This is a genomic window from Pseudomonadales bacterium, assembly GCA_024234215.1.
GTDB lineage: Bacteria > Pseudomonadota > Gammaproteobacteria > Pseudomonadales > UBA5862 > JACKOQ01.
Window position 1 is genome coordinate 134,871 of sequence record JACKOQ010000001.1, and the last position, 26,444, is coordinate 161,314.

A 26,444-nucleotide genomic window follows, 5' to 3' on the forward strand; every position below is an offset into this window, starting at 1 on the left:
CACGTCAGCGGACAGCGGCCGGCGCGGCGCGCGCCTTGCGCTCTTGCCCGATCAGATAATCGACCACCTTCAGCATCTCATCCTCGCTCTTGAGCTTTTCACCGGTCACCCGGTATTTGCCATTGACGATGAAGGCGGGCACACCGGTCAGACGCAAAGCACGAAAGCGGCTATTGGCCTGCTTGACCTTGCTCTGCACGCCAAAGGAGTCGAACACCTGGTCGAACTCCTCGGCCTTGACCCCCTGGCGGGTGAAGAGGGTGCGGATCTCCTCCTTGCTGGCAAGCTGCTGACCCTGGGGATTGAGCGCATCGAACAGCGGTTTGTGCAGTTTTTCGAGCAGGTTGAGCGCCTCGGCGGTGTAGAAGGCCTGGGCATGCAGCTCCATGCGTCCATTCCACATCGCGGGTGAGCGCCAGAAATCGACATCGCGCGAGAGGTTGGCAGACCAGTGCTGCAGGGTCGGCTCCAGTTTGTAGCAGTGCGGGCAGCCGTACCAGAACACTTCGATCACCTCGATCTTGCCCGGATCACGGGTGATGACCGCGCTTTCCAGCTTCTGGTAGTGCACTCCCTCCTGGTAACCCGACTCCGCCCGCAGTTGCAGCGGCAGCAGGCCCAGCAGCAGTGCTGACAGGATCCAGCGCCAGTGATGACGGATCACGGTGTTCATGAGGGTTCTCCTTGTCTGGTCAGGGAATCTTGGGTGGCCCAAAAACAAAAAGGGTGTCAGACACCCTTTTTGTACCCGCTGTCGATGGCGGAATGATTAAGGGTGCAAACCTGAAATATAGCTTGCCACCGCTTCGATCTCGGCGTCGCTCAGAAGTTCAGCATTGTCGCGCATGATGCGCTCGGCATCGTTGCTGCGGGTGCCATTGCGGAATGCCTGCAACTGCGCGGCGGTGTATTGGGCATGCTGACCGGAGAGGCTGGGGAAGCCGGCCAGATCATTGCCCTGTCCGGTCGGAGAGTGGCAGGCACTGCAGGCCGCCGCATTCTTGCGCTTGCTGCCGGCGCGGTAGAGCTCTTCACCCTGTTTGACCAGATCGGCCTTGGCAGCGCCGACCGTGCCCTTTTGTGCGGCGAAGTAGGCGGCGATGTCGGCCATCTCCTGTTCGCTCAGGTTGTCCAGCTGTCCGGCCATCAACGGCGCGGCGCGGGCACCGGATTTGATCTCATGCATCTGCTTGAGCAGATAGCGCTCGCCCTGACCGGCCAGTTTGGGAAAGTTGGGTGCCGCACTGTTGCCATCGGCACCATGACAGGCTGCGCAGGCGGCTGCCTTGGCCTGGCCTGCGGTCGCATCGCCCGCTGCCTGTACGCTGCCGATCAGACCGATGGTCAGCACTGCGGTCAAGAATAGTCTTTGCATGTTTGAATCCAACGCGTAGAGGCTCTCGGAAAGCTGGTTTTGACCGTGTGCCCATGCGGCGTGACAGGCACGATCAAATCAGGCCAAAAAAATCGCGGCCATTATATACTAGGGGCCATTGCTTGCCATGCCCGGCAACGCATCCTCTGCATTTTGTCGGTGAATGACTCAACCTCCGCCTGCCGTCAACCCCTTTCGCCGTGCCGTTTTCATGAAGAGCGCACTGCTGCTGAACGACTGTCCCGCCGACGGCGGTCGTGAGGTCGCCTTTTGTGGCCGCTCCAATGCCGGCAAATCGAGCGCCATCAACACCCTGACCGAATCGGCCCGCCTGGCCCGCACCAGCAAGACGCCAGGCCGCACCCAGCTGCTCAACTTCTTCGCGCTCAACGAGTCGGCTCGTCTGGTCGATCTGCCCGGTTATGGCTATGCCCAGACCTCGAAAGAGATCCAGGCCCACTGGAAGCGTCACCTCGACCACTACCTGCGCGAGCGGCTGTCACTGGTGGGGCTGGTGCTGGTGATGGACATCCGCCATCCGCTGCGTCCCTTCGACTGGATGATGCTGGAGTGGGCGCAGGCGCGCGTGCTGCCGGTCTGCATCCTGCTCACCAAGGCTGACAAGCTGAGCCGCAACCAGGCGCAGCAGAGCCGGCTGAAGGTGCTGAAGAGCCTGGCCGAGGTCAATATCTCCGAACAGGTCAATGTCCAGTGCTTCTCGACCCTGAGCCGTGAGGGCATGGCCGAGCTGATCGCGCTGCTCAAGGGGTGGCTGGCGCTCGATGGCCCGCCGTCGGATGGCGAAGAAAGCGGACCGCATGGCTGAACTGTCCGCCGAAGCCGGTGTACAGCGCCCGCTCTGCCTCTTCATCTACCAGAACCGCGATGGCGGTGTCGAACGCAACATGGCCAATCTGGCGCAAGGATTCGCCGACCGTGGCATCGCGGTCGATCTACTGGTGAGCGATGCCACCGGCCCTTTCATGCAGCCGCTGGCGGCGGGCGTGCGGGTGATCGGCCTCGGCAAGGGATCGAAGCGGACGGTGATCGCCGCGCTGGCCCGCTATCTGCGACAGAACCGGCCGCGTGCGGTCATCACCGGCAAGCCAAGTGACGACCGCTTCATTCTGCGGGCACGGCGCCGTGCCGGTGTGGAGAGCCGCTGCTTCTTCGGAGCCGGAACGGCCATTTCGCGGCAGATCGAGGAGCGCGGCTTTCATCCGCTGCGCCGCCGGTGGAAAGCGTGGCGGCGCGGTCGGCTCTATCGGCAGGCCGACGGCATCATCGCTACATCGAACTGGGTGGCCCGCGACATTGCCCGTCTGAGCGGACTGCCGGTCGAACGGATCACGGTGATCGGCAATCCGGTGGTGACGCCGCAGCTCCACCCGCTCGCGGCCGAACCGGTCGAGCATCCGTTCTTTTGTCCCGGTGCAGTGCCGGTGATCATCGCTGCGGGACGGCTGAGTCACGAAAAGGACTTCTCCACCCTGCTGCGGGCATTCGGCCTGCTGCGGCGCAGCCACGATGCGCGGCTGCTGATTCTGGGCGAAGGGGCACAACGACCGATGCTGGAGCAGCTGGTGGCGCAATTGGGGCTCGATGGCGCGGTCAGCCTGCCCGGTTTTGTCGCCAACCCCTATGCCTGGATGGCCAGGGCCCGGCTCTTTGTGCTCTCGTCACTGTGGGAGGGGTTCGGCAACGTGCTGGTCGAAGCGATGGCGGTGGGCACGCCGGTGGTCTCGACCGACTGCCCGGGCGGTCCACGCGAGATTCTGCACGATGGAGCCTATGGCCCGCTGGTGCCGGTGGGTGATGCTGTCGCGCTCAGCCGTGCCATGGCGCGGATGCTCGATCAGCCCACTGCGGCCGGGCTGTTGCGCGAGGCCGCGCAATCCTATTCGGTCGAGGCCTGTGTGGCGCGCTATCTGCGGCTGCTCGAAGGGTAACCGCTGGCCCAGCGCTGCATGAAGAGCAGCGTTCCGGCCACCTTGTGCAGGCTGCGCCGGGCCCGTCGTGCCTTGCCGGTCAGCAGATAGAACGGGATGTTGAGCAGGTTGCGCAGCAGCAGCAGCGCTGCCTGAGCGAGGCTTGCCGAACCACCCCGGTATTTGCGGATCAGGTGGAGTTGTGAAGCGATGGTTTCACGCTGCTTCAGCGCACTCAACCGTGCGCAAGGGAGCGATGAGCAGTCCTCTGCATGGTAGGCCAGCGCGCCGGCGACGATGACCAGCGCACCCTGCCGGGCGCGGGCGCGCAGACAGAGGTCGTCATCTTCGTAATAGAGGAACAGTGCCGGGTCGAACAGCGGTTCGCCGGCGAACCACGCGCGCCGGATCAGCATCACCGCGCCGGAGAGCATCTCGGCGCACAGATCGCCGGCAATCCAGGATTGGTCGAACCGGCCCTTGATCTTGTGGCGCCTGAAGAAGGGGTGGCGCAGGATGGCGCGCGGCTGACCGGTTTCATCGACCAGCCGAGGTGCCAGAATGGCGGCGTCGGGATAGCGGTCGGCTGCATCGACCAGCGCAGCCAGTGCGCCAGGCAGCAGCCGTGCATCGGGGTTCAGCAGCAGCAGGAATTCGGTGTCGGCCAGTGCGGCGGCACGGTTGTTGGCCACGCCAAACCCCAGATTGCGCGGGTTTTTCAGTAGCCTGACCCGCGGATGGCCGCTCTCGACCAGCGTGCAGCTCTGATCATGGCTGGCATTGTCGACGACCAGACAGTGGTCGAGTTCGGCAATCGAATCGAGCGCGGCGCTGAGCACGGCAGCGCTGTTGTAGGTGACGACGATTGCGGTGACCCGGTCGGCGAGGCGGCGAGCCGCCCTGTCGTTCATGGTGGCAGGCCCAGCGCGGTCAGATAGGCGTCGGTGGCGGCCTCGATCTCATAACGGCGTGCCGCCTGTTGCAAGGTGGCGGGCGGCAGCGGCTGCTCCAGCGTGTCGAGGATGGCGCGCGCCATGGCCTGGTCATCGCCCACCGGCACCAGCGGGCCGTACCGCCCGTCGTGCAGAATCTCGCGCGGGCCACTCGGGCAGTCGGTCGAGACCACCGGTGTGCCCAGCGCCAAGGCTTCGATCAGTACAAAGCCGAGCCCTTCCCAGCGGGAGCTGAAGGCCAGCAGCGCGGCGTGTTGCATGTAGTCGTAAGGGTTGGGCTGGAAGCCGGCCAGGCAGACATCCTGCGCCACCCCCAGTGAGGCAGCCAGCGCCAGCAGTTGGTCATGCTGGCGGCCCTTGCCGAGAATCAGCAGGCGGCAGTCGCGCTGCGCCCGCACCTGGGCGAAGGCGCGCAGCAGCATGGCGAAATCCTTGCGCATGCACAGCTCGCCGACACCGAGAACCACCGGTGGTTCGCCCGGTTGCAGCCAGGGGTGATCGGGGCGTGATGCATTGCGTTCGAAACAGGATGCCGGCACCACCGGGCTTGGCACCACCTGGATGTGCTCGCGGGCCAGGCCGGTGTAGCGGCTCAGGTCATCGGCGACATCCTGGGCCGGCACGATCACCTGATCGGCAAAGCGGTAGAGCTTGCCCATCGAGTTGCGCTGCAGCCAGCGTTCGAAGGCACCGCGGTGGGCCAGGTCGATCGAGATGGTGGTGCCGGAGCGCAGTACCAGCCGGGTGGGCACGCCGGCCAGCCAGCGCGCCAGCAGTGCGGTGCGGTTGACCCGGTCCTTGTCGCTCAGCATCGCCACCGGGCGGTTCTGGCGCAGATAACGGACCACGGCCGGCAGCGCCGAGTAGGTGTGGCGGGTGCCCAGATCGACCACCCGCACGCCGGCCGGCAGGTTCTCGATGCTCGGTCCATGCCCGCGCACATGCAGCAGATCGATCTGATGGCCGCGCCCGGTGATCGCCGGCAGCAGATTGCGCACGCAGCGGTCGACACCGCTGTGTCCGGAGGTGGAGAAGAAGAAGGCGATGGGTGCGGCTGTGCTCATCGGTGCTGGCGGTGGGCTTTGGAGAGAAAGCGCGGTTCAGGGAAAGTAGTAAGGCGGGTAGGGCCAACCATAGGGAGAACGCGGGAAGGCCGGTGGCTGTTCGGCGCGGCGCTCCCAGGTGCTGAACTGCTCAGCGGTCATCACCGGCAGCAGGATACGGCGGTTGCCCAGCTGCTGGGTCGCCTCATCGCTCAGCACGCCATAGAGCGTGATGAGCCGCCCGCTGCGCAGATCGGAATCCATGCGGGTGGCTGGCAGTCGGGCATAGAAACGGCCCAGCGAAGCGGCATCTTCGTTCGGATGGCCCCAGTGGCCCAGGGGTCGCGCCTCGATCTCGATCCAGATCTCTTCGGGTTGCGGGGTGACCGACAGAATGATGCCGCCCCAGCGCACCGGTTGATGCAGGTGCTCGGCCAGATGCCCGGTGGCTTCACTCACCGACAGCGGTTGCGCCGGCGGGTTGGCGATCTGTGGCGGGGTCGAGGCACAACCGGCCAGCAGCAGTGCCGCGATCACCGCCGCGCGCGGCCATTTCACTGCGCTGAACCGTCGGTCGAGAGCAGCTCGATCTCGCCGATCTTGAGCTCGCGGATCGCCTTTTCGATCCTGGCCCGATCGCCCACCACCACCCAGGTGAGCTGGTCGGGATGCAGCTGTCTGGCGGCGGTGACGATCGCCTCGACCGAGGTGTCGCTGACCCGCCCAGGGTAGTCGGTGATGTAACTCTCGGCCCGCTTGAACCGCACCAGATCGGCGATGGCGCCACCCAGGGCCGCGCCGGTTTCATACTTTCCGGGCAATTTCAGCGTCTCGAACCGCTTGACCTTGTTGATCTCGGCGCCATTGGGCGGGTTCTGTCCGGTCAGCACCCGGACCTCGTTCAGGATCTCGGCCATGGCCGGAGCGGTCTGATCGGTCTGCACCGAGCTGTAGGCGAGAAACGGGCGCTGGCCGCTGGCATCGACGACCAGGCTGCGAGCACCATAGGACCAGTGCTTGTCTTCGCGCAGATTCATGTTGAGCCGCGAGGTGAAGGTGCCGCCCAGAATCTGGTTCATCAGGTCGACGGCGATCTCATCGTCACCGCCACCGGGGGTGAGCAGGTCACCGGCGAAGATGGTCGACTGGATCGAACCGGGCTTGTCGATCAGATAGACCCGGGTCTGCGTCGGCGACTGTACGGTGGGAATGGTGCGGACGGGCTGTTTTGCGCCACGGTCGCGCCACTGGCCCAGTTGCTGTTCGAGGAGTGGCACCAGCTCTTTCAGCGTGGTGTCGCCGACCACGATCAGGGTGGCACGACCGGGCTGAAACCAGGTGCGGTGGAAGTTGACCAGGTCATCGCGCTTCAGCGACGAGACGCCGGCCACGGTGCCGCTGCCGGTGAAGGGGAGCGCATAGGGGTGTCCCTCGCCGTAGAGCAGCGGCGGCATCAGCCGCATCGCCAGCGAGACCGGGCTGGCCTCCTCCTGTTCGATCCGGGCCAGCCACAGGGCACGCTTGCGCTCGATTTCGCTGCTTTTGAAGGCGGGGTTGAGCAGCACGTCGGCAAAGAGTCCGAGCGATGAGGTGAGGTTGCTCTTCAGCGTCGAGAGGTGCAGGCTGGAGGTGTCGATGGTCGAGCTGGTGGTGAGGGTGGCGCCCAGCCGCTCCAGCCGGTCGGCCAGCGCCAGTGCGTCGTACTGGCTGGAGCCTTCGGTCAGCATCTCCATCGCAAAGCTCTGGGTGCCGGGCTTGCCACCTTGGTCGGTCGAGTGGCCGGCGTCGAATTGCAGCGTCAGTTGCACCAGCGGCACTTCGTGGCGTTGGGCCAGCACCACCTTGAGGCCATTTTTCAGCGTGGCCCGTTCCAACTCCGGAATCTTGAGCTGCGGGGGTTCATCGACAGCCGGCAGTTGGCTGCGGTCGGCCCCCTCCTTGGCCGCTTCGAGGGTCGGGAAGGGCTCGACCTCCAGGGTGTAGCGGCCATCGCTCAGCCATTTCCTGCTCAGATCGCGCAGGGCGATCGGGGTGGCGGCGTTGATCTGCTTCAGCCAGATGTCGACCATGGCGGTCGGGTTGTCGAAAAAGACTTCGCCACTGGCCAGCAGGTCCGACTTGCCGCCAGTGCCGCCAACCCGTTCGGCCTCGCGCACGAACTGTGCGGTGTAGGCCGCCCTGACCCGCTCGAGCTCGCTCTGGCCCGGACCCTGGGTCAGCAGCGTGGTCAGCTCCTGGTCGATGGCTTTTTCGACCTCGGCGAGGGTGTGGCCTTTCTTGACATCGGCGGTGATGACGAAGAGCCCGGAGAGTTCACGGCCCCAGTAGGCGGCGCTCACCTCGGTCGCGATCTGGTCGCGGTAGACCAGCCGCTGATAGAGCCGGGAGTTCTTGCCACCGGCCAGCAGTTGACCCAGCAGGTCGAACAGCGGGGCATTCTGATCACGCAGTTCGGGCACATTCCAGACCTGATGGAGCCGTGGCTGCGGCACCCGATCCTGCATCACCTCGCGCTGATGGCCAGTGCGCTGGGCGGTCCAGGCCTTGGGGCGGGTGATCGGCTGGCCGGGTGCGATGTCGCCAAAGTAGTGCTGGACCTTCTGTTTGGCGGTCTCGAGATCGATGTCGCCGGCCAGCACCAGCACCGCGTTGGAGGGGCCGTAGTAATCCTTGAACCACTGGTGCACATCATCGAGGGTGGCGGCGTTGAGATCGGTCATCGAACCGATCACCTCCCACGAATAGGGATGGCCGGCCGGATAGCAGGCCTTGGTGATCGCCTCGAACACCCGGCCATAGGGCTGGTTTTCGCCCTGGCGCTTCTCGTTCTGCACCACGCCGCGCTGCTCATCGAGCTTGGCCTGGGTGATGGCGCCCAGCAGATGGCCCATGCGGTCCGACTCCATCCACAGCGCCAGGTCGAGCGCGGAGGTGGGCACGTTCTGGAAATAGTTGGTGCGGTCGTTGTTGGTGGTGCCATTCATCTCGGTGGCGCCGACCCGCTCGAAGGGTTTGAAGTACTCATCGTCATGGTGTTCGCTGCCGTTGAACATCAGGTGTTCGAACAGATGGGCGAAGCCGGTCTTGCCCGGCTTTTCATCCTTGGAGCCGACGTGATACCAGAGGTTGACCGCCACGATCGGCGCCTTGCGGTCCTCATGCACGATCACCGTCAGTCCGTTGTCGAGGATGAATTTCTGATGGCTCAGGTTCATTTTGAGCGGTTCGGCCTGCACCGTGACGCCGCAGGCCAGCAGATGGAACAGCATGAACAGGGAAGGCAGCAGGGAGAAGCGCATGCGCAGGGTCATCATGGTGGTCGATGGGTTGAAGAGGGTCCGAAACGCCCGCCATGGTACTGCGCCTTGCGTGCCGGAGTAAGGCTTGGGGCACAACTTTGCTGCATTTCTGGGCCGAATCAGCCGCGCGGATGGTGCTTCTGGTGCAGCTCGCGCAGCCGCTGTCGCGCCACATGGGTGTAGATCTGTGTGGTCGACAGGTCGCTGTGCCCCAGCAGCATCTGCACCACCCGCAGATCGGCACCATGGTTGAGCAGATGGGTGGCAAAGGCGTGGCGCAAGCTGTGCGGTGACAGGGGGCGGTCGATGCCGCATTGTCGGGCATGCTGCTTGATGCGATACCAGAAGGCCTGGCGGGTGAGCGCCTCGCCGTCGCGACCCGGGAACAGCGGAGCCCGGCCATCCTGGCGTGAGGGCGCAGTGGTCGCGCGGTAGCGTTCGATCCAGGCCAGCGCCTCTTCTCCGACCGGAATCAGCCGCTCCTTGCCGCCCTTGCCGGTGATGCGCACGCAGCCCCGCTGGCAGTCGAGCTGATCATGGCGCAATCCCACCAGTTCGGAGACCCGCAGACCCGTTGCATAGAGCAGTTCGAGCATGGTCCGGTCACGCAGTCCCAGCGGTTGCTCGACGTCCGGCGCGGCCAGCAGTTGCTCGACCTCGGCTTCGGTCAGGCTGACCGGCAGCGGGCGGCCCAGTCTGGGGTTGGCAATGTCGAGTGCCGGGTCGGTTGAAATCAGCCCTTCGCGCAGAAGATAGCGGGTGAAGTTGCGCAGTGCCGCCAGAAAGCGCTGGGTGGAGCGGCTGCTGTAGCCCTGTGCCAGCCGCTCTCCGAGGTAGTCGAGCAGTTGGGCGCGGTCGAGGTCGAGCAGCCGGCCCTGCTGCTGGGTCAGCCAGGTTGCCAGTGCCGTGAGATCGCTGCGGTAGGCCGCCAGGGTCGGTTCGGCCGAACCACGCTCCAGCCAGAGGGCGTCGAGAAAGCGCTCGATCAGCGCCAGATCGGCCGTGCTGACCGGTGAATCAGCGGCAGCAGTGCTGTTCATCGGGCGCTTTGCTCATGAAGAGGTGTTGTCGTCGGGTTGCCTCCAAATAAAAAGCCATGCTCCGGCACTGGCCAGAGCATGGCTGTTCGGGCTCACCCGACGGATGCGGCGCTACTGTTGCGAGAGCCGGGCATACCGCTGCAGGTGGTGGTCGGTGCTGCCGAAGCTGCTGCAGAAGAGCGTGAGGCAACGGAAGTAGTGGCCGACGTCGAGCTCTTCGGTCATGCCGACCCCGCCATGGATCTGCACTGCATCCTGCGCCACGGCGCGGGCATGCTGGCCGACATAGGCCTTGGCGGCCGAGACCGCCTTGCGCCGTGCGGTGGCGTCGGACTTCATCACCTCCATGCTGACCATGTAGACCATCGAACGGCTCGCCTCGCTCGACATGAACATGTCGACCAGGCGGTGTTGCAGCACCTGGAAGCTGGCGATCGGCACGCCGAACTGTTCACGGGTCTTGGTGTAGTCGAGGGTTCTTCTGAAGGCGGAGTTCATCGCACCCAGCGCCTGGGCGCAGAGCGCCGCGGTGGCGGTGTCGATCACCTGGTCGAGCAGTGCATGGCCCTGACCTTCGCCGCCCAGCAGTTCGCCGGTGGCGCCATTGAGGCGCACATTGGCGGCCTGCGAGCCATCGGCGGTGTCGTAGACGCTCAGCTCGACACCCGCCGCATTGCGATCGACCAGGAACAGCGAGATGCCGTTCTGATCGAGCCGCGCGCCACTGGTGCGGGCCGAGACGATCAGCTTGTCGGCCGTGCCGCCATTGAGCACGACGATCTTCTCGCCGCTCAGGCTGTAGCCGCCAGCGGTGGCGGTGGCCTTGGTCTGCACGTCCGCCAGCTCATAGCGGGAGGTCGGCTCGGCATAGGCCACCGACAGCATCAGTTCGCCGCTGGCCACCTTGGGCAGCAGGGTTTTTTTCTGTGCATCGCTGCCGCCGAACAGCACCGCATTGGCGCCCATCACCACCGTGGAGAGGTAGGGTTCGAGCACCATCGCGCTGCCGAAGGCCTCCATCACCAGCATGGTCTCGATGGCACTGCCGCCGTAGCCACCGAACTCTTCGGGCAGTGCGATGCCAAGCCAGCCCAGCTCGGCATACTGCTTCCACAGCGCGCGGCTGAAGCGCTCGGGCGTCTTCAGCAGCTTGTTGCGTGCCTCGAACGAGTAGTCCTTTTCGATAAACTTCTCAACCGATTCCTTGATCAGTTGTTGTTCTTCGCTGAATGAAAAATCCATCATTGCCCCCTGTCAGAGCCCAAGAATCGCTTTTGCCATGACGCCATACTGCACTTCGGTGCTGCCGCCATAGATGGTGCTGGCGCGGCCGAAGTTGTAGTTGGCGAGAGATTGTTTGAACGGCACCGGTCCGACCGCCTGCTCGGTCTGCCATGGGTAGGCGTAATAGCCCGACATCTCGACCTTGAGCTCCTGCAGCATCTGCTGCGCCTGACTGCCCTTGATCTTCAGCAGCGAGGATTCGGCGCCCGGCACCTGACCGGAGGCGAGCGCGGCCAGTGCGCGGAAGTTGGTGTACTCCAGTGCCATGACGTTGAGCTCGGCCTGTGCCAGCTTCAGGCTGAATTGCGGGTCTTCGATCATCGACTTGCCGTTGGCCTCGGTGGCGCGGGCCAGCTTCTTCAGCTTGCCGAGCGATGCCTTGGCGGCGCCGACGCCGGCGATGCTGGTGCGCTCGTGGGTGAGCAGGTACTTGGCCACGGTCCAGCCCTGGTTCTCCTCGCCGACCAGGTTCTGTTTCGGCACCCGCACGTTGTCGAGGAAGACCTGGTTGAGGTGGTGTTCGCCATCGATCGAGATGATCGGCCTGACCTGAATGCCCGGGGTGTTCATGTCGATCAGCAGAAAGCTGATGCCCTGCTGCTTCTTGCCGGTTGCGTTGGTGCGCACCAGGCAGAACATCCAGTCGGCGCGGTGGGCGTAGGTGGTCCAGATCTTGGAGCCGTTGACCACGTAGTGGTCACCTTCGAGCACGGCGGCGGTCTTGAGAGCCGCCAGGTCGGAGCCAGCGCCCGGTTCGGAGTAGCCTTGGCACCACCAGTCATCGAAGTTGAGAATGCGCGGCAGGAACTGCTTGCGCTGTGCATCGTTGCCATAGCCCATCAGCACCGGTCCCAGCATGGTGATGCCCATCGAGAACACCTGTGGTGCGCCGACTTCGGCACGGACCTCTTCGAAAATGTGCTTCTGGGTGGCATTCCAGCCGGTGCCGCCATGCTCCTTGGGCCAGGAGGGTGCCGCCCAGCCCTTCTCGTTCAGTTTGCGTCCCCAGCTGATCAGCTCTTCCTTGGTGAGCGATTCGCCGGCTTCTTCCTTTGCTTTCAACTCCTTGGGCAGGTTGGCCTCGAACCAGGCCTTGACCTCGGCTCTGAATGCCAGCTCTTCGGCTGAAAAATCGATATTCATGGTTGACCTCTGTTGTGTTCCGTCCAGGCTAGAGCCGCCTGTGACGGGTGCCGATTATCACATGAACGGAACGGGGAGCCCATGCTCCCCGCTCGATCTTGCCTGAAAAAAGGCGGTCATCGGCCGATGACCGCTTCACGTCGGCTCAGGCATCGCCATCGCGCTGCAACATGTGCATCACGCAGATAGAGCCTGCCCCCATCATGTGGATCATGGCGTTGCGCGCGCCGGCCACCTGCCGCGGACCCGATTCGCCGCGCAACTGCTGCACGCCGTCCCAGATCTGGGCCAGTCCGGTCGGGCCGCCGGGGTGGCCGCGCGCGGTGAGTCCGCCATCGGTGGAGAAGGGAATCTTGCCACCGATCGAGGTGTCGCCCCGGGCCACCAGGTGGTCGCCTTCGCCGGGCTCGGCAAAGCCCATCAGTTCGTAGTACATCAGCTCTTCGATCGGGAAGGCGTCATGCACATGGACCAGATCGACATCCTTCGGCCCAAGGCCACTCTCTTCGTAGAGCGCCTGGGTGGTGACCCGGGTCAGATCCTCGGGGCCGATCACCGCCCCCAGAAAGACGTGGCCCGGCGTGTAGTGTTCGGACTTCATCTGCGAACCGACCACCTTCACCATCGGCCGGCCGCGTGCCACCCGCATCGCCACCTCCTTGGTGGCGACGATGGCCGCTGCCGCGCCACCGCCGGCCGCACAGGCCATCTTGGTGGTGTGGGGATAGGAGACTTCGGGTGCGGCCAGAATCTCTTCCGGTGTCACCAGCTCCTTCGACTGCCGCTGCGCCATCGGGTTGAAGCGGGCATGGTTCCAGTTCTTGGCCGCAATCTTGGCGAAGGTCTCGAGGGTGGTGCCATGCTCGTGCATCCGCCGCACTGCCCACATGGCGAAGAAAGCCGCCGGCAGGATGGTCGAATCGATCTTCGGACCTTCGGCCATCTCGCTCAGTGCCCGTGCCCGGCTGAACTTCATCATGTCGTCGAAGCCGACCGCCATGGCGACCTCGCAGTGGCCGCCCTTGACGGCATTGACCGCCTCGCGCATCGCACAGGAGCCGGTCGCCGAGGCATTCTCGACATGGACCACCGGCACGTTGGTCAGGCCGAGATCCTTGGCGAAGCCGATGCCCTGCATCCGGCCGTTGATGTAGCCGTTGTAGAGGTAACCCACCTCCTGGAAGCGGATGCCGGCATCCTGGAGTGCCGCGCTGGCGGCGGTGAAGTACATCTCGCGCAAAGGTGGCGCATCGCGCATGAAGGGGTGCATGCCGACGCCGATCACATAGACTTCTCTGCTCATGGGGGCTCTCCTATGCCTGAACCGGTTCGAAACAGTAGGAGCAGAGCTCCACGTCGCCATCGCGCTTGACCGGCAGCAGGGCCAGCCGCATCTTCATGCCGATCTTCCAGTCACCCATCTCGCCGCGAATGATCGACTGGATGCGGGTGCCACACGGCAGGTCGATCTGGCCGACGCCATGGCCGCCGCCGTCGGAGGACTGGGTCGAACCGATCATCTTCATGCGCACGTAGGTCCAGGAGTAGAGCTCGCCTTCGGTCGGCAGTTCGACCTTCTGCACCGGCTCGGAGGTGACCGGGCAGAGCTTGCGCTGGGGGTAGTAGGTGTTACCGGTCGAGGGACTGAAGGAGCCGAGCAGCACTGGCCTGCCCCCCTCTTTGATAACGAAGTAGCCTTCCTCTATTGGCTTTTGGGTCATGGGCCATCCTCATCTTATTGTTGGATTGCTGAATCGGGGCGCAGCTATTCTAGCCAGTGCGGCAGTCGGGCGAAACCACCTTGGCCGTTGTGCTGCTCAAGGGTCGGCGGCGAGTGTTTCCAGTTGCATGCTCGCTGCCATCCACTGCTCTTCCTGCTCGGTCAGCGCGCTGCGCAGATGCTGCTGCTGCTGCGACAGTTGCCGGAGTCTGGCGACATGTTCGCCACCGTAGAGCTCGGGCTCGGCGAGTTGCTGCTCGATCTGGGCCAGTTGTCGACCGAGGCGATCGATTTCGGCTTCGATTTTCTTCACCTGCTGTCGCAGCGGCGCCTGCTGCTGGCGCAGGGCGGCCCCGTTCTGCCGCGAGGCCCGTCTGGAGGCGCCATCGGCCGCTGGCGCGCTGCCATCGCCGCTGCGTGAACTGGCAAGGTGGCGGGCATAGTCGTCGAGATCACCCTCGAAAAGGGTCGCCCGTCCCGCTTCGATCAACCAGAATTCGGCGGCACAGCTCTCGAGCAGATGGCGGTCGTGGGAGATCAGCAGCACGGCGCCCTCGAAGGCCAGCAGCGCCTCCACCAGCGCCTGACGCATGTCGAGGTCGAGGTGGTTGGTCGGCTCGTCGAGCAGCAGCAGGTTGGGCCGTTGCCAGGCGATCAGCGCCAGTGCCAGCCGGCTCTTCTCACCACCGGAGAAGGCTTCGACCGCAGTCAGCGCGCGTTCGGCACTGAAGCCGAAACCGCCCAGAAAGCCGCGCAGTGACTGCTCACTGGCGCGGGGATCGAGCCGCTTCAGATGCAGCAGGGGTGAAGCGGTCAGGTCGAGCGCTTCGAGCTGATGCTGGGCGAAGTAGCCGATCTTCAGATGCTCTCCGCCCAGCCGCGTGCCACCTGCCAGCGGCAGCAGGCCGGCGATGGCGGCCAGCAGTGTCGACTTGCCGGCGCCATTGCGACCGAGCAGGGCGACGCGGGTGTCGGGCAGCAGCGTGGCCGAAAAGTGCTCGATGAGGGTCCGTTCACCGCGGGCGACGCTGATCCGATCGAGCACCAGCAGCGGATTGGAGATGCGCTCGGCACTGGGCAGGCTGAAGCGCAGCGTGCTCTCCTCGCGCAGCGCGACGATCCGTTCGAGCTTCTCCAGCGCCTTCATCCGGCTCTGCGCCTGCTTGGCCTTGCTGGCCTTGGCCTTGAAGCGGTCGATGAAGCGCTGGGTCTGCTGAAGTTGCTGCTGCTGGCGCTGGTAGGCGCTGGCCTGCTGTCGCCGCGCCTCGGCACGGCTGCGCTCGAAGTCGCTGTAGTGGCCGGCGTAACGGGTCAGCACGCCGCTGTCGAGGTGCAGAATCTGGTTGACCACATGGTCGAAGAAGTCGCGGTCGTGGGAGATCACCAGCAGGCTGCCGGGATAGCGCGCCAGCCAGCTTTCGAGCCAGAGAATCGCATCGAGATCGAGGTGGTTGGTCGGTTCATCGAGCAGCAGCAGATCCGAAGGGGTCATCAGCGCCCGCGCCAACTGCACCCGCACCCGCAAGCCGCCGGAGAGCGCGCGCACCGACTGCCGCTGCTGGGCCGGGGTGACGCCCAGCCCATGCAGAATCTCGCCGGCGCGGCTCTCGGCCCGGTAGCCATCGACCTCGGCGAACTGCTGATGCAGCGTGGCCAGTGCCTCGTGGTCGCCCGTCTGCTCGGCGGCGGCCAGCGCCTGTCGCAGGCGGCCGATCTGCGAATCGCCATCGATCACCACCTCCAGCGCGCAGCGCTGCTCGGCCGCGTGCTCCTGTTCGAGGTGGGCCAGCCGCACACCGCTCTGCAACGCAATCTGGCCACCGTCGGGTGCAAGCTGACCCAGAATCAGCTGCATCAGGCTGCTCTTGCCGGCACCGTTGGCTCCCACCAGACCGATGCGGTCACCGCTGTTGATCCGCAGCGAGCAGTCGGTCAATACCGGCCGGCCGCCGCGATGGAGGGAGATCTGCTCGAGGGTCAGCATGAGATGAGGCGATGCGGGATGGGTGAAGCGGGTGTCGGCAATGGGTGCGTTGCGGTCGAACCCATTTCTGGAAGTGCAAAAAGGAGCCCCGCCAGTGATGGCGGGGCTCCTCGCTGTCGCAATCGTGCTTTGGCAGCGGCTACATGGCCGCCTGACGCACTCTTATGACTTGCGGCGGCTGGCTGCCAGGCCCAGCAGCGCCGAACCGAACAGCCAGGCAGCGGCCGGCACCGGTACCGGGGCGGGTGCAGCCTCGATCTTGAGATCATAGATGAAGTTGGTGCTGCCGCCGCCAATGAAGTCGAAGTCGGCATAGCCGGACACTGCGGCATAGTAGGTGCCGGCGGTGGTGAGGGTGTAGGTCAACAGGCTGTCATAGCCCGCGCCACCGTCATCGTCATTGGCCAGTTGCATGCCATTGGCGTCGAACAGGCCAACGACCGGATCGTTGTTCTCCAGTGAACCTTCGGGGGTCTGCACCGTGAGGGTGACCATCTGGTTCGCGCCGACCGAGAACTGGTAGAAATCGGCATTGTCGTCATCGTTGATGGCAACGCCAAAGATCGAGACGGTGCCACGCACACCGAACACGTTGACGGCAGCCGCTGAACTCACGGCGCCGACATCCTGTGCGGTTTGATAGGTGCTGTTGTCGACAAGCAGGTTTTCGCTGGCGGCCTGGGCGCCGATCGACATGGTGCCGAGCAGAGTCGCGGCCGATGCCAGCAGTGCATTACGTAGCTTCATTTTTCATTTCCTGTAGAGGTTGTCCTGTTCCGAATCACGCCGGTCGGCTGTGGCCGACGATTAGGCAATGCCGCCGGTTTTCAGTTTACAGCAAAGCCTGAGCCAACATTAAAAATTTATTATAAATCATCTGGCTGATTCATAAGTGGAGCAAGCGTTTCAGTGTCAGATTTGAATAGTGTAAAAAAAGCTGACACTTTTCGGTCGGTGCTTCGCATTCTCCAGGTTGTTCCGATCCGCCTGCATCACGGGACTGGATGCAACAGTGAAGTGGCAGAGATGCCTGTTGCAAAACGGATCAGCTGAACATTGTCATCGGCCCGGCCGCCTCAGCCGAAACTGGTAGAGGTGGCGCTCATCGGGGATGCCGCCGGCCTTGAAGCGCTGCTCCAGCCAGCGAATCTGGCCCGCTTCGGAGCAGGTGAGCACGGTGCTGGAGCAGGTGCCGTAGCTGTCGCTGACGATGAAGCGGTGGGCATTCAGCTGCTCGGGGGTCAGTGGCGGTGCAGTGACTGGCAGGGATGGCCGCTGTTGCAGCATCTCCAGCAGGTCGCCCGGTCGGGAGCCGGCGGCGATCCGTCCGGCCAGCGCGGCCTTGCCGAGTTCGACCTTCTCCCACGGGGTGTCGAGCAGGTGGTTGGCCAGCCCGTAGAGCCCCGGTTGCAGCGGGCGTATCTCGCCTTCGCGGTTGGAGTAGTAGTAGAGTCCGCGGCCATCGCCCAGCAGCAGGTTGAAGCCGGCGTAGAGTTCGCGGTCGCGGTGGATCTGCGCCAGGTAGGCCAGCGGGTCGATCGAACTGGTCAGAAAGTCACGGGTCAGCTGCCCTCTGGAGCGGGAGCGACGCTCGCTGCCGCGGTAGTTGGTCACTGCCGCGAAGCGGCCAGAACAGGTGATGCCGAGCCAGGTGCCGCCTTCGCGCAGGTCGCGTCCAGCCAGCAGGGTGGGGGTGTCGTCCCAGAACCGGGCGCCAGCGGTCGGGCGTGCGTAGAACTCGTCGCGGTTGGCCGCCACCACCAGCGGGAATTCATCGCTGTAACGGTGGGCGAGCAGAATCAGGCACATCGCAGGTCGCTCCAGTCACTGCTTCCGGTTGATGGCGCGTGGGCCAACGGCTGTCCGAGTTTATCAAAGCAGTCGGGTCGGCCATAATGCCGACCCACATCAAAGGTCGCTGCATGATCACGCTGCTGAGTTACCTCGCTGCCGGCATTCTGGCGGGCCTGCTGGCCGGACTGTTCGGCGTTGGCGGCGGTCTGATCATCGTGCCGACGCTGGCCTACATCTTCAAGGCGCAGGGGGTGCCGGCCACGCTGCTGACCCATCTGGCGGTCGGCACCTCGCTGTCGATCATCACTGTCACCTCGATCAGCTCGGTCCGCAGCCACCATCAGCATGGGGCGGTGCGCTGGCCGCTCTTCGCGCAACTGGCGCCGGGACTGGTGCTGGGCGTCTTTTTCGGCGTCATCACCGCGGGTCAGCTCTCCGGCGCCACATTGCAACGGCTGATCGGTCTGTTCGCGCTGGCGGTGGCCGCGCAGATGTTGCTGAAGCTGCAACCGCGACCGCATCGACAACTGCCCGCGGCACCGCTGGTGGCCGGGACTGGCGGCATCATCGGCTACTGCTCGGCGCTGTTCGGCATTGGCGGCGGTTCACTGACGGTGCCCTTTCTGACCTGGAACAATGTGCGGATGCAGGAGGCGGTGGCCACCTCGGCCGCCTGCGGCTTGCCGATCGCGCTGTTCGGCGCCCTGACCAACATCTGGCAGGGCTGGCACCATGCCGACCTGCCCGCCTACAGCAGCGGCTTCGTCTACTGGCCGGCGTTCGCCGGCATCGCCCTGACCAGCACGCTGGCCGCCCGCTGGGGTGCCCGGCTGGCCCATCGGCTGTCGCCGGAGCGCCTCAAGCAGGCGTTTGGCGTCATGCTGGCGCTGATCGGGCTGCAATTCATTCTCGGTATCTGAGCAGAACAGGACGCAGCATGATCGCCTATCCACAGATCGACCCGGTTGCCATCGCGCTGGGGCCCCTCAAGGTGCACTGGTATGGACTGATGTACCTGCTCGGCTTCACGGCCGCCTGGCTGCTGGCCAAGCGGCGCATCCAGCGCGGCGGCGCGCCGCTGCAGGCCGAACAGGTGAGTGACCTGATCTTCTATGCGGCGCTGGGGGTGATTCTGGGCGGCCGAATCGGCTATGTGCTGTTTTACAACCTGCCGGCCACGCTGGCCGATCCGCTGTCGATGTTCGCGGTCTGGCAGGGTGGCATGTCGTTCCATGGCGGCCTGCTGGGGGTGCTGCTGGCCATCTGGCTGTTCGCCCGCAGGCTGAACCACCATTTTCTGACCACCACCGATTTCATTGCGCCACTGGTGCCGCCAGGGCTCGGCGCCGGCCGCATCGGCAACTTCATCGGCGGCGAACTGTGGGGGCGGGCCACCGATCTGCCGTGGGCGATGCTGTTTCCGCGCGACCCGACCCAGTTGCCGCGTCATCCGTCACAGCTCTATCAGGCACTCAGCGAGGGTCTGCTGCTGTTCGCGCTGCTCTGGTGGTTTTCGTCCGGAAAACGGCCGCGCGGGGCGGTGTCGGGACTGTTCCTGGTGGGATATGGCCTGCAGCGCTTCATGATCGAGTTCGTGCGTGAGCCGGATGTCCAGATCGGTTTCGATCTGTTCGGCTGGCTGACGCGCGGCCAGATGCTCTGTCTGCCGATGGTCATCGCCGGCATGCTGTTGCTGTGGATGGCCTATCGCCTGCCGGCGACACCCTCCCCTTCACCGCACTGAGTCGACGGCCATGCGTCAATATCTGGAACTGTTGCGGGACATTCTCGACCACGGCGTGTGCAAGGAGGACCGCACCGGCACCGGAACCTTGTCGGTGTTCGGCCGCCAGCTCCGCTTCGACCTGGCCCAGGGCTTTCCGTTGCTGACCACCAAGCGGCTGCATCTGCGCTCGATCATCCACGAACTGCTCTGGTTTCTGCGCGGCGACACCAACATCGCCTACCTGAAGGCGCATGGTATCTCGATCTGGGATGAGTGGGCCGACGCGCAGGGCGACCTCGGTCCGGTCTACGGCCGGCAGTGGCGCGCCTGGCCCGCTGCGAATGGTGAGCGCATCGATCAGTTGAGTCAGGTGTTGCAGACGCTGAAGCAGAACCCCGACTCGCGGCGGATGGTGGTCAGTGCCTGGAATGTCGCCGAACTGCCGCAGATGGCGCTGCCGCCCTGCCACCTGCTGTTCCAGTTCCATGTCGCCGACGGGCGGCTCTCCTGTCAGCTCTATCAGCGCAGTTGCGACACCTTTCTGGGGGTGCCGTTCAACATCGCCAGCTATGCATTGCTGACGCAGCTGGTGGCGGCGCAGTGCGACCTGCTGCCCGGGGAGTTCATCTGGACCGGCGGTGACGTCCACCTCTACCTGAACCACCTCGATCAGGCGCGCGAGCAGCTGTGCCGCGAGCCCTATCCGCTGCCGCGGCTGCTGCTGAAGCGCCGGCCGGCCAGCCTGTTCGACTACTGCTACGACGACATCGCCATTGTCGACTATCAGTCACATCCGCCGATCCGCGCCGAGGTGGCGGTGTAGCGCGCAACGGCGGTCCCGGTTCAGGGTGGGGCGGGCAGGTCATCGACCGCATCACGCCGGAACCAGCCGGCGATGCTCAGGCGGGCGCGCCGACTGGCCTCCACCTCGTGAGGAATCAGCGCACTCATGAAGATCACCAGCGTCCCGGCCAGCGGCTGCACATGGCGCAGCGCTGCGCCGGTTGCCGGATCGAACAGCACCAGGTCGCCGCCATCATCGGGCTGCCAGTCGCGGTTCAGATAGAGCACCGTGGAGACCACCCGACTCTCGCGGCCGGCAAAGCTGTCGAGGTGGCGACGGTAGAAGGTGCCGGGCGCGAAGTGGGCGAACTGACTCTCATGCTCCCGCAGACCCAGATAGAGCCGCCGGTTGAGCTGTCGTTGCACTGCCCGCATCCGCCGCAGCCAGCGGGCCTGGGCCGGCGTGCTGCCATCGAGCCAGCGGATCTGATCGCCGCGCACTTCGCGCAGCAGCCGATGGTCGGCACCACGGCCGATGCCGGCGGCCTTCAGCTCACCCGCCGCCATCCGCCTCAGCAGCTCCTGTCGCAGGGCGGTCTGTAGGGGCTCGGAAATGAAATCGGGCAACACCGCATAACCGACATCGGCCAAGGCATTGCCGATTGCATCGAAGTTGGCCACGCGCTTGCTGCCGGTTCAGCCGGCCAGGCTGCGCAGCAGGGCGATCTCCTCGGCCCAGCGCGCGTCGTTGGGGGTTTCCAGAATCAGCGGAATGTCGTCGAAGCGCGGATCGGCCATGATGAAGTGGAACACCGCCATTCCCAGTTCGCCTTCGTCGAGCGAGGCATGGCGGTCGACCCGACTGCCGAGACCCTTCTTCGAGCCATTCAGGTGCATGGCGCGCAGAAAGCGAAAACCGACCGTGCGGTCGAATTCGGCGAAGGTCTCTTGGCACCCTTGCGCTGTCCGCAGGTCGTAGCCGGCCGCCAGTGCATGGCAGGTGTCGAAGCAGACGCCGACCCGGCCTCGCTCGTCGACCTGCTCGATCATCGCCGCGAGCTGCTCGAAGCGAAAACCGAGGTTGCTGCCCTGCCCGGCGGTGTTTTCGATCACTGCGGTGACGCCGGGCACGGCCGTCAGCGCCAGATTGATCGACTCGGCAATGCGGGCGATGCAGTCGGCCTCGCTGATCTGGTTGAGGTGGCTGCCGGGATGGAAATTGAGCAGCGTCAGGCCGAGCTGCCGGCAGCGCTGCATCTCGTCGATGAAGGCGGCGCGCGACTTGTCGAGCGCCGCCGGGTCGGGATGACCCAGATTGATCAGATAGCTGTCGTGCGGCAGGATCTGCGCAGGTGCGATGCCGCCACGCTCGCAGCCGCTGCGAAACGCACTGATCTCGGCCTCGGTCAGCGGCTTGGCCTGCCACTGCCGCTGGTTCTTGGTGAAGAGGGCGAAGGCGTTGGCGCCGATTTGCTGCGCACGCAGCGGCGCCTGCTCCACGCCGCCGGCGGCGCTGACATGGGCGCCAATGTACTTCATTCGTCGGACTCCAGGAGCGGTTTGCCTTGCTGGCCATGCGGTGGCACCCGCAACTGCTCCAGACTCTGCTGCAACTGGGCGAGGTGACGCAACAGCCCCTCGCCACGCTGGCGGGCCACCCCCATCACCAGCACATCGATCACCGCCAGATGGACGATCCGCGAAGTCAGCGGGGTGTGGAGCTCATTCTGTTCGTTGACATTGAGGTGAATCGGCACCTGGCTCAGCGCCGCCAAGGGTGAGTCGGCCGGTGCCAGCGCGATCACCGACGCGCCGGCCTGCCGGGCCAGCATCACCGAGTGCAGCAGCGCCTGGGTGCGTCCGGTCTGCGAGATCGCCACCACCACATCCCGGGGTTCCAGCGACTGCGCCGACATGCACTGGATGTGCGGGTCGCAGTGGGCGGCACTCATCATCTTCAGCCGAAAGAATTTGTCCTGCGCATCGGTTGCCACCGCCGCCGAGGCGCCGAAGCCGTAGAACTCCACCCGCCGTGCCTGCTGCAGCAGCGCGATGGCCCGCTCCAGCGCCGTGGGGTCGAGGCGGTCGCGAATCGCCAGCAATGAGCCGATGGTGGTGTCGAACACCTTCGTTCTGAGCTGGATGATCGAGTCTTCCGGCCGGACCGGTGCATGGTCATAGCTGGCTTCGGTCGCCAGTTGCTGCGCCAGTCTGAGCTTGAAATCCTGAAAGCCGTTGCATTTGATCGAGCGGCAGAAGCGCACCACGGTCGGTTCACTGACCTGCGCCTCCTGCGCCAGATCGACGATGCGCATGTGGATGATCTCCGCCGGTCGTGCCAGCACTGCCTCGGCCACCTTGCGCTCCGACTTGCGCAGCTGGGTCTTGATCTGCTGAATCGACAGGATCAGGTTGTGCAACTGCACGCGAAACATCCTGAAGGCAAGGCCGGTCCTGAGCACGAAGCACAGTCACGGTGCGGGTCGGGAGCTGGAGCGGGTGATGGGAATCGAACCCACGCTTGAGGCTTGGGAAGCCGCCGTTCTGCCATTGAACCACACCCGCGGCAGCCGGAACGATACTGTTGTCCCGGGCGCCACGCAAGGTGTTGGCCGGGTGCTGCTGCGGAGGGTCGCGCCCGCAAAGAAAAATGTTGACAGTGAACACAGCGGCGCCTATTCTGTCTATGTTTTCACTGAACACATGGGAGCGTTCATCATGATTCGATCACTTTGCTCGCAGCAGGGCACGCAGCAGTGCCAGAGTGTCGTTCCGCCACTGCCGCGGCCGATGCGGATGCGCCTTGGATTGCTGGCCAGCTATCTGCTGTTTGTCGGGGCGCTGTTTGCTGTCAATTTGCTGCAACAGCTTTGACGCATCGAGTGGTCATGCGCGGCGGGTGCTGACCGGCACGTACAATCGTGCCGGGCGCTTTGCGCGATGGCCACCGACTTTTACCATGGCATTCTCTCGAATCGGGGATGCCCATGCGAACCAATCAGCCCATCCTGATCGCCCACCGCGGCGCCAGCGGCTATCTGCCTGAACACACCCTTGCCGCCTATGCGCTGGCGGCCTTGCAAGGGGCCGATTTTCTCGAACCCGATCTGGTGATGAGCCGTGACGGGGTGCTGCTGGCGCGTCACGACAATCAGCTCGATCTCACCACCGATGTCGCCGACCATCCCGAGTTTGCCGACCGGCATTGTCAGCGCCGGGTTGATGGCCAGCTGGTGAGTGGCTGGTTCAGCGAGGATTTCACCCTCGCCGAACTGAAGACATTGCGCGCGGTCGAGCGGATCCCGCAGCTGCGTCCGGCCAACCGCCGTTTCGATCGGATGTTCGACATTCCCACCTTCGCTGAGGTGATCGCGCTGGCCAAGGGGCTCTCCCAGGCCAGTGGCCGTCCGATCGGGCTCTATCCGGAAACCAAGCATCCCAGCCACTTTGCGGCACTGGGGTTGTCGATGGAGGCGCCCCTGGTGGCCGCGCTGCATGGTGCTGGCTACCGCAGCGCGGCCGATCCGGTGTTCATTCAATCGTTCGAGGTTGGCAACCTGCGGCAGTTGCGCGGCATGACCGATCTGAAACTGGTGCAGTTGCTGGCGGAGAGCGGTCAGCCCTTCGATGTGGTGACTGCCGGCGGCACGCTCGACTACGAGCAGATGGCCACGGCGGCCGGACTGACCGCCATTGCCGGTTATGCCGATGGCGTCGGTCCGCAGAAGAGCCATTTCATTCTGGCGGCCGATGCCGAGGGTCGGCTCGACCCGGCCCGAGCCAGCGGCTTCATCGACGAGGCCCATGCGGCCGGTCTGCTGGTGCATCCCTACACCTTTCGTGCCGAGAACCACTTTCTGCCGCCGGCACTGCGGGGCAGTTCCACTGAGGGGCTGGGCGATTTGGTGGCGGAGTTGCGCCTGTTTCTGGCATTGGGTATCGATGGTTTCTTCTGCGACCAACCCGATCTCGGGCGTCGGGCAATCGATCTGATCGAATGAGATCAACGCGGTGGAGTGCCGTGATACCATTGCGCCCCGCTCAAACCGCAGCCCAAGTGCGAACAACACCATGCAGATCACCCCCGAACTGTTGGCGCCTGCCGGCACCTACCGCAGCATGCGCTACGCCTTTGCCTATGGTGCCGATGCGGTCTATGCCGGCCAGCCGCGCTACAGCCTCAGGGTGCGCAACAACGACTTCACGCTGGAGTCGCTGGCCACCGGCATCGATGAGGCCCACCAGCAGGGGCGGACTTTTTACGTGGCCTGCAACATCGCGCCGCACAATGCCAAGGTCCGGCGCTTCATCGATGACATGGTGCCCGTGATCGAGGCCGGGCCGGATGCGCTGATCATGTCCGATCCGGGCCTGATCATGCTGGTGCGCGACCGCTGGCCCGATATGCCGGTGCATCTGTCGGTGCAGTCGAATGTGGTCAACCACGCCGCGGTCGAGTTCTGGCGCCGGCAGGGGGTGAGCCGCATCATTCTGTCGCGCGAGCTGTCGCTGGAGGAGATCGAGGAGATCCAGCTCGCCTCGCCACAGATGGAGCTCGAGGTCTTCGTCCATGGCGCGCTCTGCATCGCCTATTCGGGTCGCTGTCTGCTCTCGGGCTACATGAACCACCGCGACCCCAATCAGGGCGCCTGCACCAACGCCTGTCGCTGGGAGTATGACCTGCTGCCGGCCCAGCAGAGCAGCACTGGCGAAGTGGTGTCGACCTGCACCCCGCCAGCGAAGGTCGAGCCCCCGCCACCTGCCGACGAGGAGGATGGGCTGTTCCTGCTGCGTGAGCGCAGCCGCCCTGACGAGGTGATGCCGATCTTCGAGGATGAGCACGGCACCTACATTCTCAACTCACGCGACCTGCGGGCCGTGCAGCATGTCGAGCGGCTCGGCCGCATCGGCATCCGTTCGCTGAAGATCGAGGGGCGCACCAAGAGCCACTTCTATGCCGCCCGCACCACCCAGGTCTACCGCCGCGCCATCGACGATGCGGCGGCCGGCCGGCCGTTTGACCTGAATCTGATGGATGTGCTCGAAGGGTTGGCCAACCGTGGCTACACCGAGGGCTTCTATCGCCGCCATCCACCGGGGGTGTACCAGAACTACGAGCAGGGACAGTCGCGCAGTGATCGCCAGCAGTTCGTCGGTGAAGTGGTTGATTCAAATGACAATTGGCTCACCATCGAGGTGAAGAACCAGTTTGCCGTCGGCGATGCGCTGGAGCTGATGACGCCGCAGGGCAACCACCGGTTTCAGCTCGACCATCTGGAAGGGCGCGATGGCAAGGCCGCCCTCATCGCACCCGGCTCCGGGCATCGGGTGAAGATTCCCCGCCCGCCCCAGTGCGATGCGGGCGAGTATGCGCTGCTGATCCGGAATCTGGTTGCATGATCAACGCCTTCGAGCTGGAGCGTGGTCGCCTGCGTCAGGTGCAGGTCGAGTCGATCGATGAGCTGCGCCACTGCCAGCCGGTCTGGATCGACTTCGTCGACGCTTCCGACCAGGAGCGCGACTGGGCATCGACCCTCTATGGCATCGACCTGCCCGAGGCCCATGAGATCGGCGACATCGAGGCGCGGGCCCGCTTCTTCGAAGAGAAGACCGACAACGGTGACGAGCTGCACATCCGCTCCGACTTCTTTCACGAGGATGACGACGGCAGCCAGAGCATCCGCGTCGCCTTCGTGCTCAAGAACTCGATGCTGTTCAGCGTCCATCCCGAGGATCTGCCGCAGTTCCGGCTGGTGCGGATGCGCGCCCGCAGCCAACCCGGCTATGTCGAGGACTTGCAGGATGTGCTGCTCGAACTCTATGCGGCCGATGTGGAGTACTCCGCCGACGTGCTCGAGGGCATCTATGAGCGGCTCGACGGCCTGAGCGAGCAGGTGCTGGGGCATCAGATCGACGACGAGACCGCCGCCACCGTGCTCTCCAGCATTGCCAAGGAGGAGAACCTCAACGGCCACATCCGCCGCAACTTGATGGACACCCGGCGCGCCATCTCCTTTCTGATGCGCCACCGGTCGCTGTTGTCGAGCGAGCAGCACAATGAGGCACGCCAGATTCTGCGCGACATGGACTCGATCGAAGGCCACACCGGCTTTCTGTTCGACAAGCTGACCTTTTTGATGGATGCCACCATCGGCTTCATCAACATCAACCAGAACAAGGTGGTGAAGATCTTCTCGGTCGCCTCGGTCTGCCTGCTGCCACCGACGCTGATCGCCAGCATCTATGGCATGAACTTCGAGCTGATGCCCGAGCTGAAGTGGTCGCTGGGCTACCCCTTCTCGCTGTTGTTGATGGGCATCTCGGTCGTGCTGCCATTCTGGTACTTCCAGCGCAAGGGCTGGCTCAAATAGG

Annotated in this window: 26 protein-coding genes and 1 tRNA gene; 9 read left to right on the top strand and 18 right to left on the bottom strand. The window is 64.5% G+C overall.

The genetic code is table 11. The annotated features are described in order from the left end of the window. Window positions 1-4: 4 nt before the first annotated feature. Window positions 5-673, bottom strand: coding sequence for a thiol:disulfide interchange protein DsbA/DsbL (locus H7A13_00685; protein MCP5331868.1), 669 nt, complete (start codon window positions 671-673; stop codon window positions 5-7). Between the two features lie 96 nt (window positions 674-769). Continuing rightward, the gene (locus H7A13_00690) at window positions 770-1,375 is read right to left on the bottom strand and encodes a cytochrome c4 (protein MCP5331869.1); all 606 of its coding nucleotides are present in this window, start codon (window positions 1,373-1,375) and stop codon (window positions 770-772) included. Window positions 1,376-1,538: 163 nt separating this feature from the next. On the opposite strand from H7A13_00690, the gene H7A13_00695 reads away from it, so the two are divergent. Both H7A13_00695 and H7A13_00700 read left to right on the top strand, forming a co-directional pair. After that, window positions 1,539-2,201 carry a YihA family ribosome biogenesis GTP-binding protein gene (locus H7A13_00695; GenBank protein ID MCP5331870.1) on the top strand — a complete coding sequence of 221 codons (663 nt, stop codon included), beginning with the start codon at window positions 1,539-1,541 and terminating at the stop codon, window positions 2,199-2,201. Further along, window positions 2,194-3,324 carry a glycosyltransferase gene (locus H7A13_00700; protein MCP5331871.1) on the top strand — a complete coding sequence of 377 codons (1,131 nt, stop codon included), beginning with the start codon at window positions 2,194-2,196 and terminating at the stop codon, window positions 3,322-3,324. Before H7A13_00695 ends, H7A13_00700 begins: the two co-directional genes overlap by 8 nt. On the opposite strand, the gene H7A13_00705 is transcribed toward H7A13_00700, so the two are convergent. The 12 genes from H7A13_00705 to H7A13_00760 all read right to left on the bottom strand — a co-directional run bounded on the left by H7A13_00705 (window position 3,300) and on the right by H7A13_00760 (window position 17,578). Further along, the gene (locus tag H7A13_00705) at window positions 3,300-4,214 is read right to left on the bottom strand and encodes a glycosyltransferase family 2 protein (GenBank protein MCP5331872.1); all 915 of its coding nucleotides are present in this window, start codon (window positions 4,212-4,214) and stop codon (window positions 3,300-3,302) included. The two genes, H7A13_00700 and H7A13_00705, sit on opposite strands and share 25 nt — an antisense overlap. Further along, window positions 4,211-5,320 carry a glycosyltransferase gene (locus H7A13_00710; GenBank protein MCP5331873.1) on the bottom strand — a complete coding sequence of 370 codons (1,110 nt, stop codon included), beginning with the start codon at window positions 5,318-5,320 and terminating at the stop codon, window positions 4,211-4,213. The genes H7A13_00705 and H7A13_00710 overlap by 4 nt, the downstream gene beginning before the upstream one ends. A gap of 36 nt (window positions 5,321-5,356) precedes the next feature. Beyond that, window positions 5,357-5,857, bottom strand: coding sequence for a Slp family lipoprotein (locus tag H7A13_00715; GenBank protein ID MCP5331874.1), 501 nt, complete (start codon window positions 5,855-5,857; stop codon window positions 5,357-5,359). After that, on the bottom strand, window positions 5,854-8,613 hold the full coding sequence (locus tag H7A13_00720; protein ID MCP5331875.1) for an insulinase family protein: 2,760 nt from the start codon (window positions 8,611-8,613) through the stop codon (window positions 5,854-5,856). Before H7A13_00720 ends, H7A13_00715 begins: the two co-directional genes overlap by 4 nt. A gap of 104 nt (window positions 8,614-8,717) precedes the next feature. Beyond that, a complete protein-coding gene (gene xerD / locus H7A13_00725) occupies window positions 8,718-9,638 on the bottom strand; it encodes a site-specific tyrosine recombinase XerD (protein MCP5331876.1) in 921 nt (306 codons plus the stop codon). A 111-nt stretch (window positions 9,639-9,749) separates the two neighbouring features. Beyond that, entirely contained in the window at window positions 9,750-10,880 is a 1,131-nt protein-coding gene (locus H7A13_00730) for an acyl-CoA dehydrogenase family protein (protein ID MCP5331877.1), read from the bottom strand. A 12-nt stretch (window positions 10,881-10,892) separates the two neighbouring features. Next, the gene (locus tag H7A13_00735) at window positions 10,893-12,065 is read right to left on the bottom strand and encodes an acyl-CoA dehydrogenase family protein (GenBank protein MCP5331878.1); all 1,173 of its coding nucleotides are present in this window, start codon (window positions 12,063-12,065) and stop codon (window positions 10,893-10,895) included. Window positions 12,066-12,210: 145 nt separating this feature from the next. Further along, window positions 12,211-13,368: a thiolase family protein gene (locus H7A13_00740; GenBank protein MCP5331879.1), complete on the bottom strand. Its 1,158-nt coding sequence runs from the start codon at window positions 13,366-13,368 to the stop codon at window positions 12,211-12,213. 10 nt (window positions 13,369-13,378) lie between these two features. Then, entirely contained in the window at window positions 13,379-13,786 is a 408-nt protein-coding gene (locus H7A13_00745) for an OB-fold domain-containing protein (GenBank protein MCP5331880.1), read from the bottom strand. Window positions 13,787-13,882: 96 nt separating this feature from the next. Continuing rightward, window positions 13,883-15,769, bottom strand: a complete 1,887-nt coding sequence (locus H7A13_00750) for an ATP-binding cassette domain-containing protein (GenBank protein MCP5331881.1) — start codon at window positions 15,767-15,769, stop codon at window positions 13,883-13,885. Between the two features lie 162 nt (window positions 15,770-15,931). Continuing rightward, on the bottom strand, window positions 15,932-16,516 hold the full coding sequence (locus tag H7A13_00755) for a PPC domain-containing protein (GenBank protein ID MCP5331882.1): 585 nt from the start codon (window positions 16,514-16,516) through the stop codon (window positions 15,932-15,934). Window positions 16,517-16,828: 312 nt separating this feature from the next. Then, window positions 16,829-17,578, bottom strand: a complete 750-nt coding sequence (locus tag H7A13_00760) for an NRDE family protein (GenBank protein MCP5331883.1) — start codon at window positions 17,576-17,578, stop codon at window positions 16,829-16,831. Window positions 17,579-17,694: 116 nt separating this feature from the next. Between H7A13_00760 and H7A13_00765 the strand changes: the two genes are divergently transcribed. The 3 genes from H7A13_00765 to thyA are packed head-to-tail and all read left to right on the top strand — an operon-like array spanning window position 17,695 to window position 20,112. Beyond that, on the top strand, window positions 17,695-18,483 hold the full coding sequence (locus H7A13_00765) for a sulfite exporter TauE/SafE family protein (protein ID MCP5331884.1): 789 nt from the start codon (window positions 17,695-17,697) through the stop codon (window positions 18,481-18,483). Window positions 18,484-18,500: 17 nt separating this feature from the next. Beyond that, window positions 18,501-19,307, top strand: a complete 807-nt coding sequence (locus tag H7A13_00770) for a prolipoprotein diacylglyceryl transferase (GenBank protein ID MCP5331885.1) — start codon at window positions 18,501-18,503, stop codon at window positions 19,305-19,307. Between the two features lie 10 nt (window positions 19,308-19,317). Beyond that, a complete protein-coding gene (gene thyA, locus H7A13_00775; protein ID MCP5331886.1) occupies window positions 19,318-20,112 on the top strand; it encodes a thymidylate synthase in 795 nt (264 codons plus the stop codon). Between the two features lie 20 nt (window positions 20,113-20,132). Here thyA and H7A13_00780 read toward each other — a convergent pair whose 3' ends face one another. The 4 genes from H7A13_00780 to H7A13_00795 form a co-directional block, all read right to left on the bottom strand. Further along, on the bottom strand, window positions 20,133-20,753 hold the full coding sequence (locus H7A13_00780; GenBank protein MCP5331887.1) for a 2OG-Fe(II) oxygenase: 621 nt from the start codon (window positions 20,751-20,753) through the stop codon (window positions 20,133-20,135). A gap of 15 nt (window positions 20,754-20,768) precedes the next feature. Then, complete coding sequence (gene nfo / locus H7A13_00785) at window positions 20,769-21,611, bottom strand: deoxyribonuclease IV (protein ID MCP5331888.1); 843 nt, start codon at window positions 21,609-21,611, stop codon at window positions 20,769-20,771. Further along, window positions 21,608-22,507, bottom strand: coding sequence for an SIS domain-containing protein (locus tag H7A13_00790; GenBank protein ID MCP5331889.1), 900 nt, complete (start codon window positions 22,505-22,507; stop codon window positions 21,608-21,610). The genes nfo and H7A13_00790 overlap by 4 nt, the downstream gene beginning before the upstream one ends. 56 nt (window positions 22,508-22,563) lie before the next feature. Next, window positions 22,564-22,637: transfer RNA gene (locus H7A13_00795), tRNA-Gly, on the bottom strand. Between H7A13_00795 and H7A13_00800 the strand changes: the two genes are divergently transcribed. From H7A13_00800 to corA, 4 genes are all read left to right on the top strand, one after another. Next, window positions 22,623-22,946 carry a hypothetical protein gene (locus H7A13_00800; protein ID MCP5331890.1) on the top strand — a complete coding sequence of 108 codons (324 nt, stop codon included), beginning with the start codon at window positions 22,623-22,625 and terminating at the stop codon, window positions 22,944-22,946. The two genes, H7A13_00795 and H7A13_00800, sit on opposite strands and share 15 nt — an antisense overlap. A 107-nt stretch (window positions 22,947-23,053) precedes the next feature. Beyond that, entirely contained in the window at window positions 23,054-24,073 is a 1,020-nt protein-coding gene (locus tag H7A13_00805) for a glycerophosphodiester phosphodiesterase (protein ID MCP5331891.1), read from the top strand. Window positions 24,074-24,143: 70 nt separating this feature from the next. After that, window positions 24,144-25,472 carry a tRNA 5-hydroxyuridine modification protein YegQ gene (locus H7A13_00810; GenBank protein ID MCP5331892.1) on the top strand — a complete coding sequence of 443 codons (1,329 nt, stop codon included), beginning with the start codon at window positions 24,144-24,146 and terminating at the stop codon, window positions 25,470-25,472. After that, window positions 25,469-26,443 carry a magnesium/cobalt transporter CorA gene (corA, locus tag H7A13_00815; GenBank protein ID MCP5331893.1) on the top strand — a complete coding sequence of 325 codons (975 nt, stop codon included), beginning with the start codon at window positions 25,469-25,471 and terminating at the stop codon, window positions 26,441-26,443. The genes H7A13_00810 and corA overlap by 4 nt, the downstream gene beginning before the upstream one ends. The last annotated feature ends 1 nt before the right edge of the window (window position 26,444 follow it).

Coding starts and splice junctions, on each gene's coding strand:
- nfo (MCP5331888.1), bottom strand. CDS start 21,611: ATGAAGTACATTGGCGCCCATGTCAGCGCCGCCGGCGGCGTGGAGCAG.
- H7A13_00695 (MCP5331870.1), top strand. CDS start 1,539: ATGACTCAACCTCCGCCTGCCGTCAACCCCTTTCGCCGTGCCGTTTTC.
- H7A13_00755 (MCP5331882.1), bottom strand. CDS start 16,516: ATGAAGCTACGTAATGCACTGCTGGCATCGGCCGCGACTCTGCTCGGC.
- H7A13_00700 (MCP5331871.1), top strand. CDS start 2,194: ATGGCTGAACTGTCCGCCGAAGCCGGTGTACAGCGCCCGCTCTGCCTC.
- H7A13_00690 (MCP5331869.1), bottom strand. CDS start 1,375: ATGCAAAGACTATTCTTGACCGCAGTGCTGACCATCGGTCTGATCGGC.
- thyA (MCP5331886.1), top strand. CDS start 19,318: ATGCGTCAATATCTGGAACTGTTGCGGGACATTCTCGACCACGGCGTG.
- H7A13_00810 (MCP5331892.1), top strand. CDS start 24,144: ATGCAGATCACCCCCGAACTGTTGGCGCCTGCCGGCACCTACCGCAGC.
- H7A13_00685 (MCP5331868.1), bottom strand. CDS start 673: ATGAACACCGTGATCCGTCATCACTGGCGCTGGATCCTGTCAGCACTG.
- H7A13_00735 (MCP5331878.1), bottom strand. CDS start 12,065: ATGAATATCGATTTTTCAGCCGAAGAGCTGGCATTCAGAGCCGAGGTC.
- H7A13_00790 (MCP5331889.1), bottom strand. CDS start 22,507: ATGTTTCGCGTGCAGTTGCACAACCTGATCCTGTCGATTCAGCAGATC.
- H7A13_00730 (MCP5331877.1), bottom strand. CDS start 10,880: ATGGATTTTTCATTCAGCGAAGAACAACAACTGATCAAGGAATCGGTT.
- H7A13_00740 (MCP5331879.1), bottom strand. CDS start 13,368: ATGAGCAGAGAAGTCTATGTGATCGGCGTCGGCATGCACCCCTTCATG.
- H7A13_00710 (MCP5331873.1), bottom strand. CDS start 5,320: ATGAGCACAGCCGCACCCATCGCCTTCTTCTTCTCCACCTCCGGACAC.
- H7A13_00770 (MCP5331885.1), top strand. CDS start 18,501: ATGATCGCCTATCCACAGATCGACCCGGTTGCCATCGCGCTGGGGCCC.
- H7A13_00750 (MCP5331881.1), bottom strand. CDS start 15,769: ATGCTGACCCTCGAGCAGATCTCCCTCCATCGCGGCGGCCGGCCGGTA.
- H7A13_00745 (MCP5331880.1), bottom strand. CDS start 13,786: ATGACCCAAAAGCCAATAGAGGAAGGCTACTTCGTTATCAAAGAGGGG.
- H7A13_00705 (MCP5331872.1), bottom strand. CDS start 4,214: ATGAACGACAGGGCGGCTCGCCGCCTCGCCGACCGGGTCACCGCAATC.
- corA (MCP5331893.1), top strand. CDS start 25,469: ATGATCAACGCCTTCGAGCTGGAGCGTGGTCGCCTGCGTCAGGTGCAG.
- H7A13_00720 (MCP5331875.1), bottom strand. CDS start 8,613: ATGATGACCCTGCGCATGCGCTTCTCCCTGCTGCCTTCCCTGTTCATG.
- xerD (MCP5331876.1), bottom strand. CDS start 9,638: ATGAACAGCACTGCTGCCGCTGATTCACCGGTCAGCACGGCCGATCTG.
- H7A13_00805 (MCP5331891.1), top strand. CDS start 23,054: ATGCCCATGCGAACCAATCAGCCCATCCTGATCGCCCACCGCGGCGCC.
- H7A13_00760 (MCP5331883.1), bottom strand. CDS start 17,578: ATGTGCCTGATTCTGCTCGCCCACCGTTACAGCGATGAATTCCCGCTG.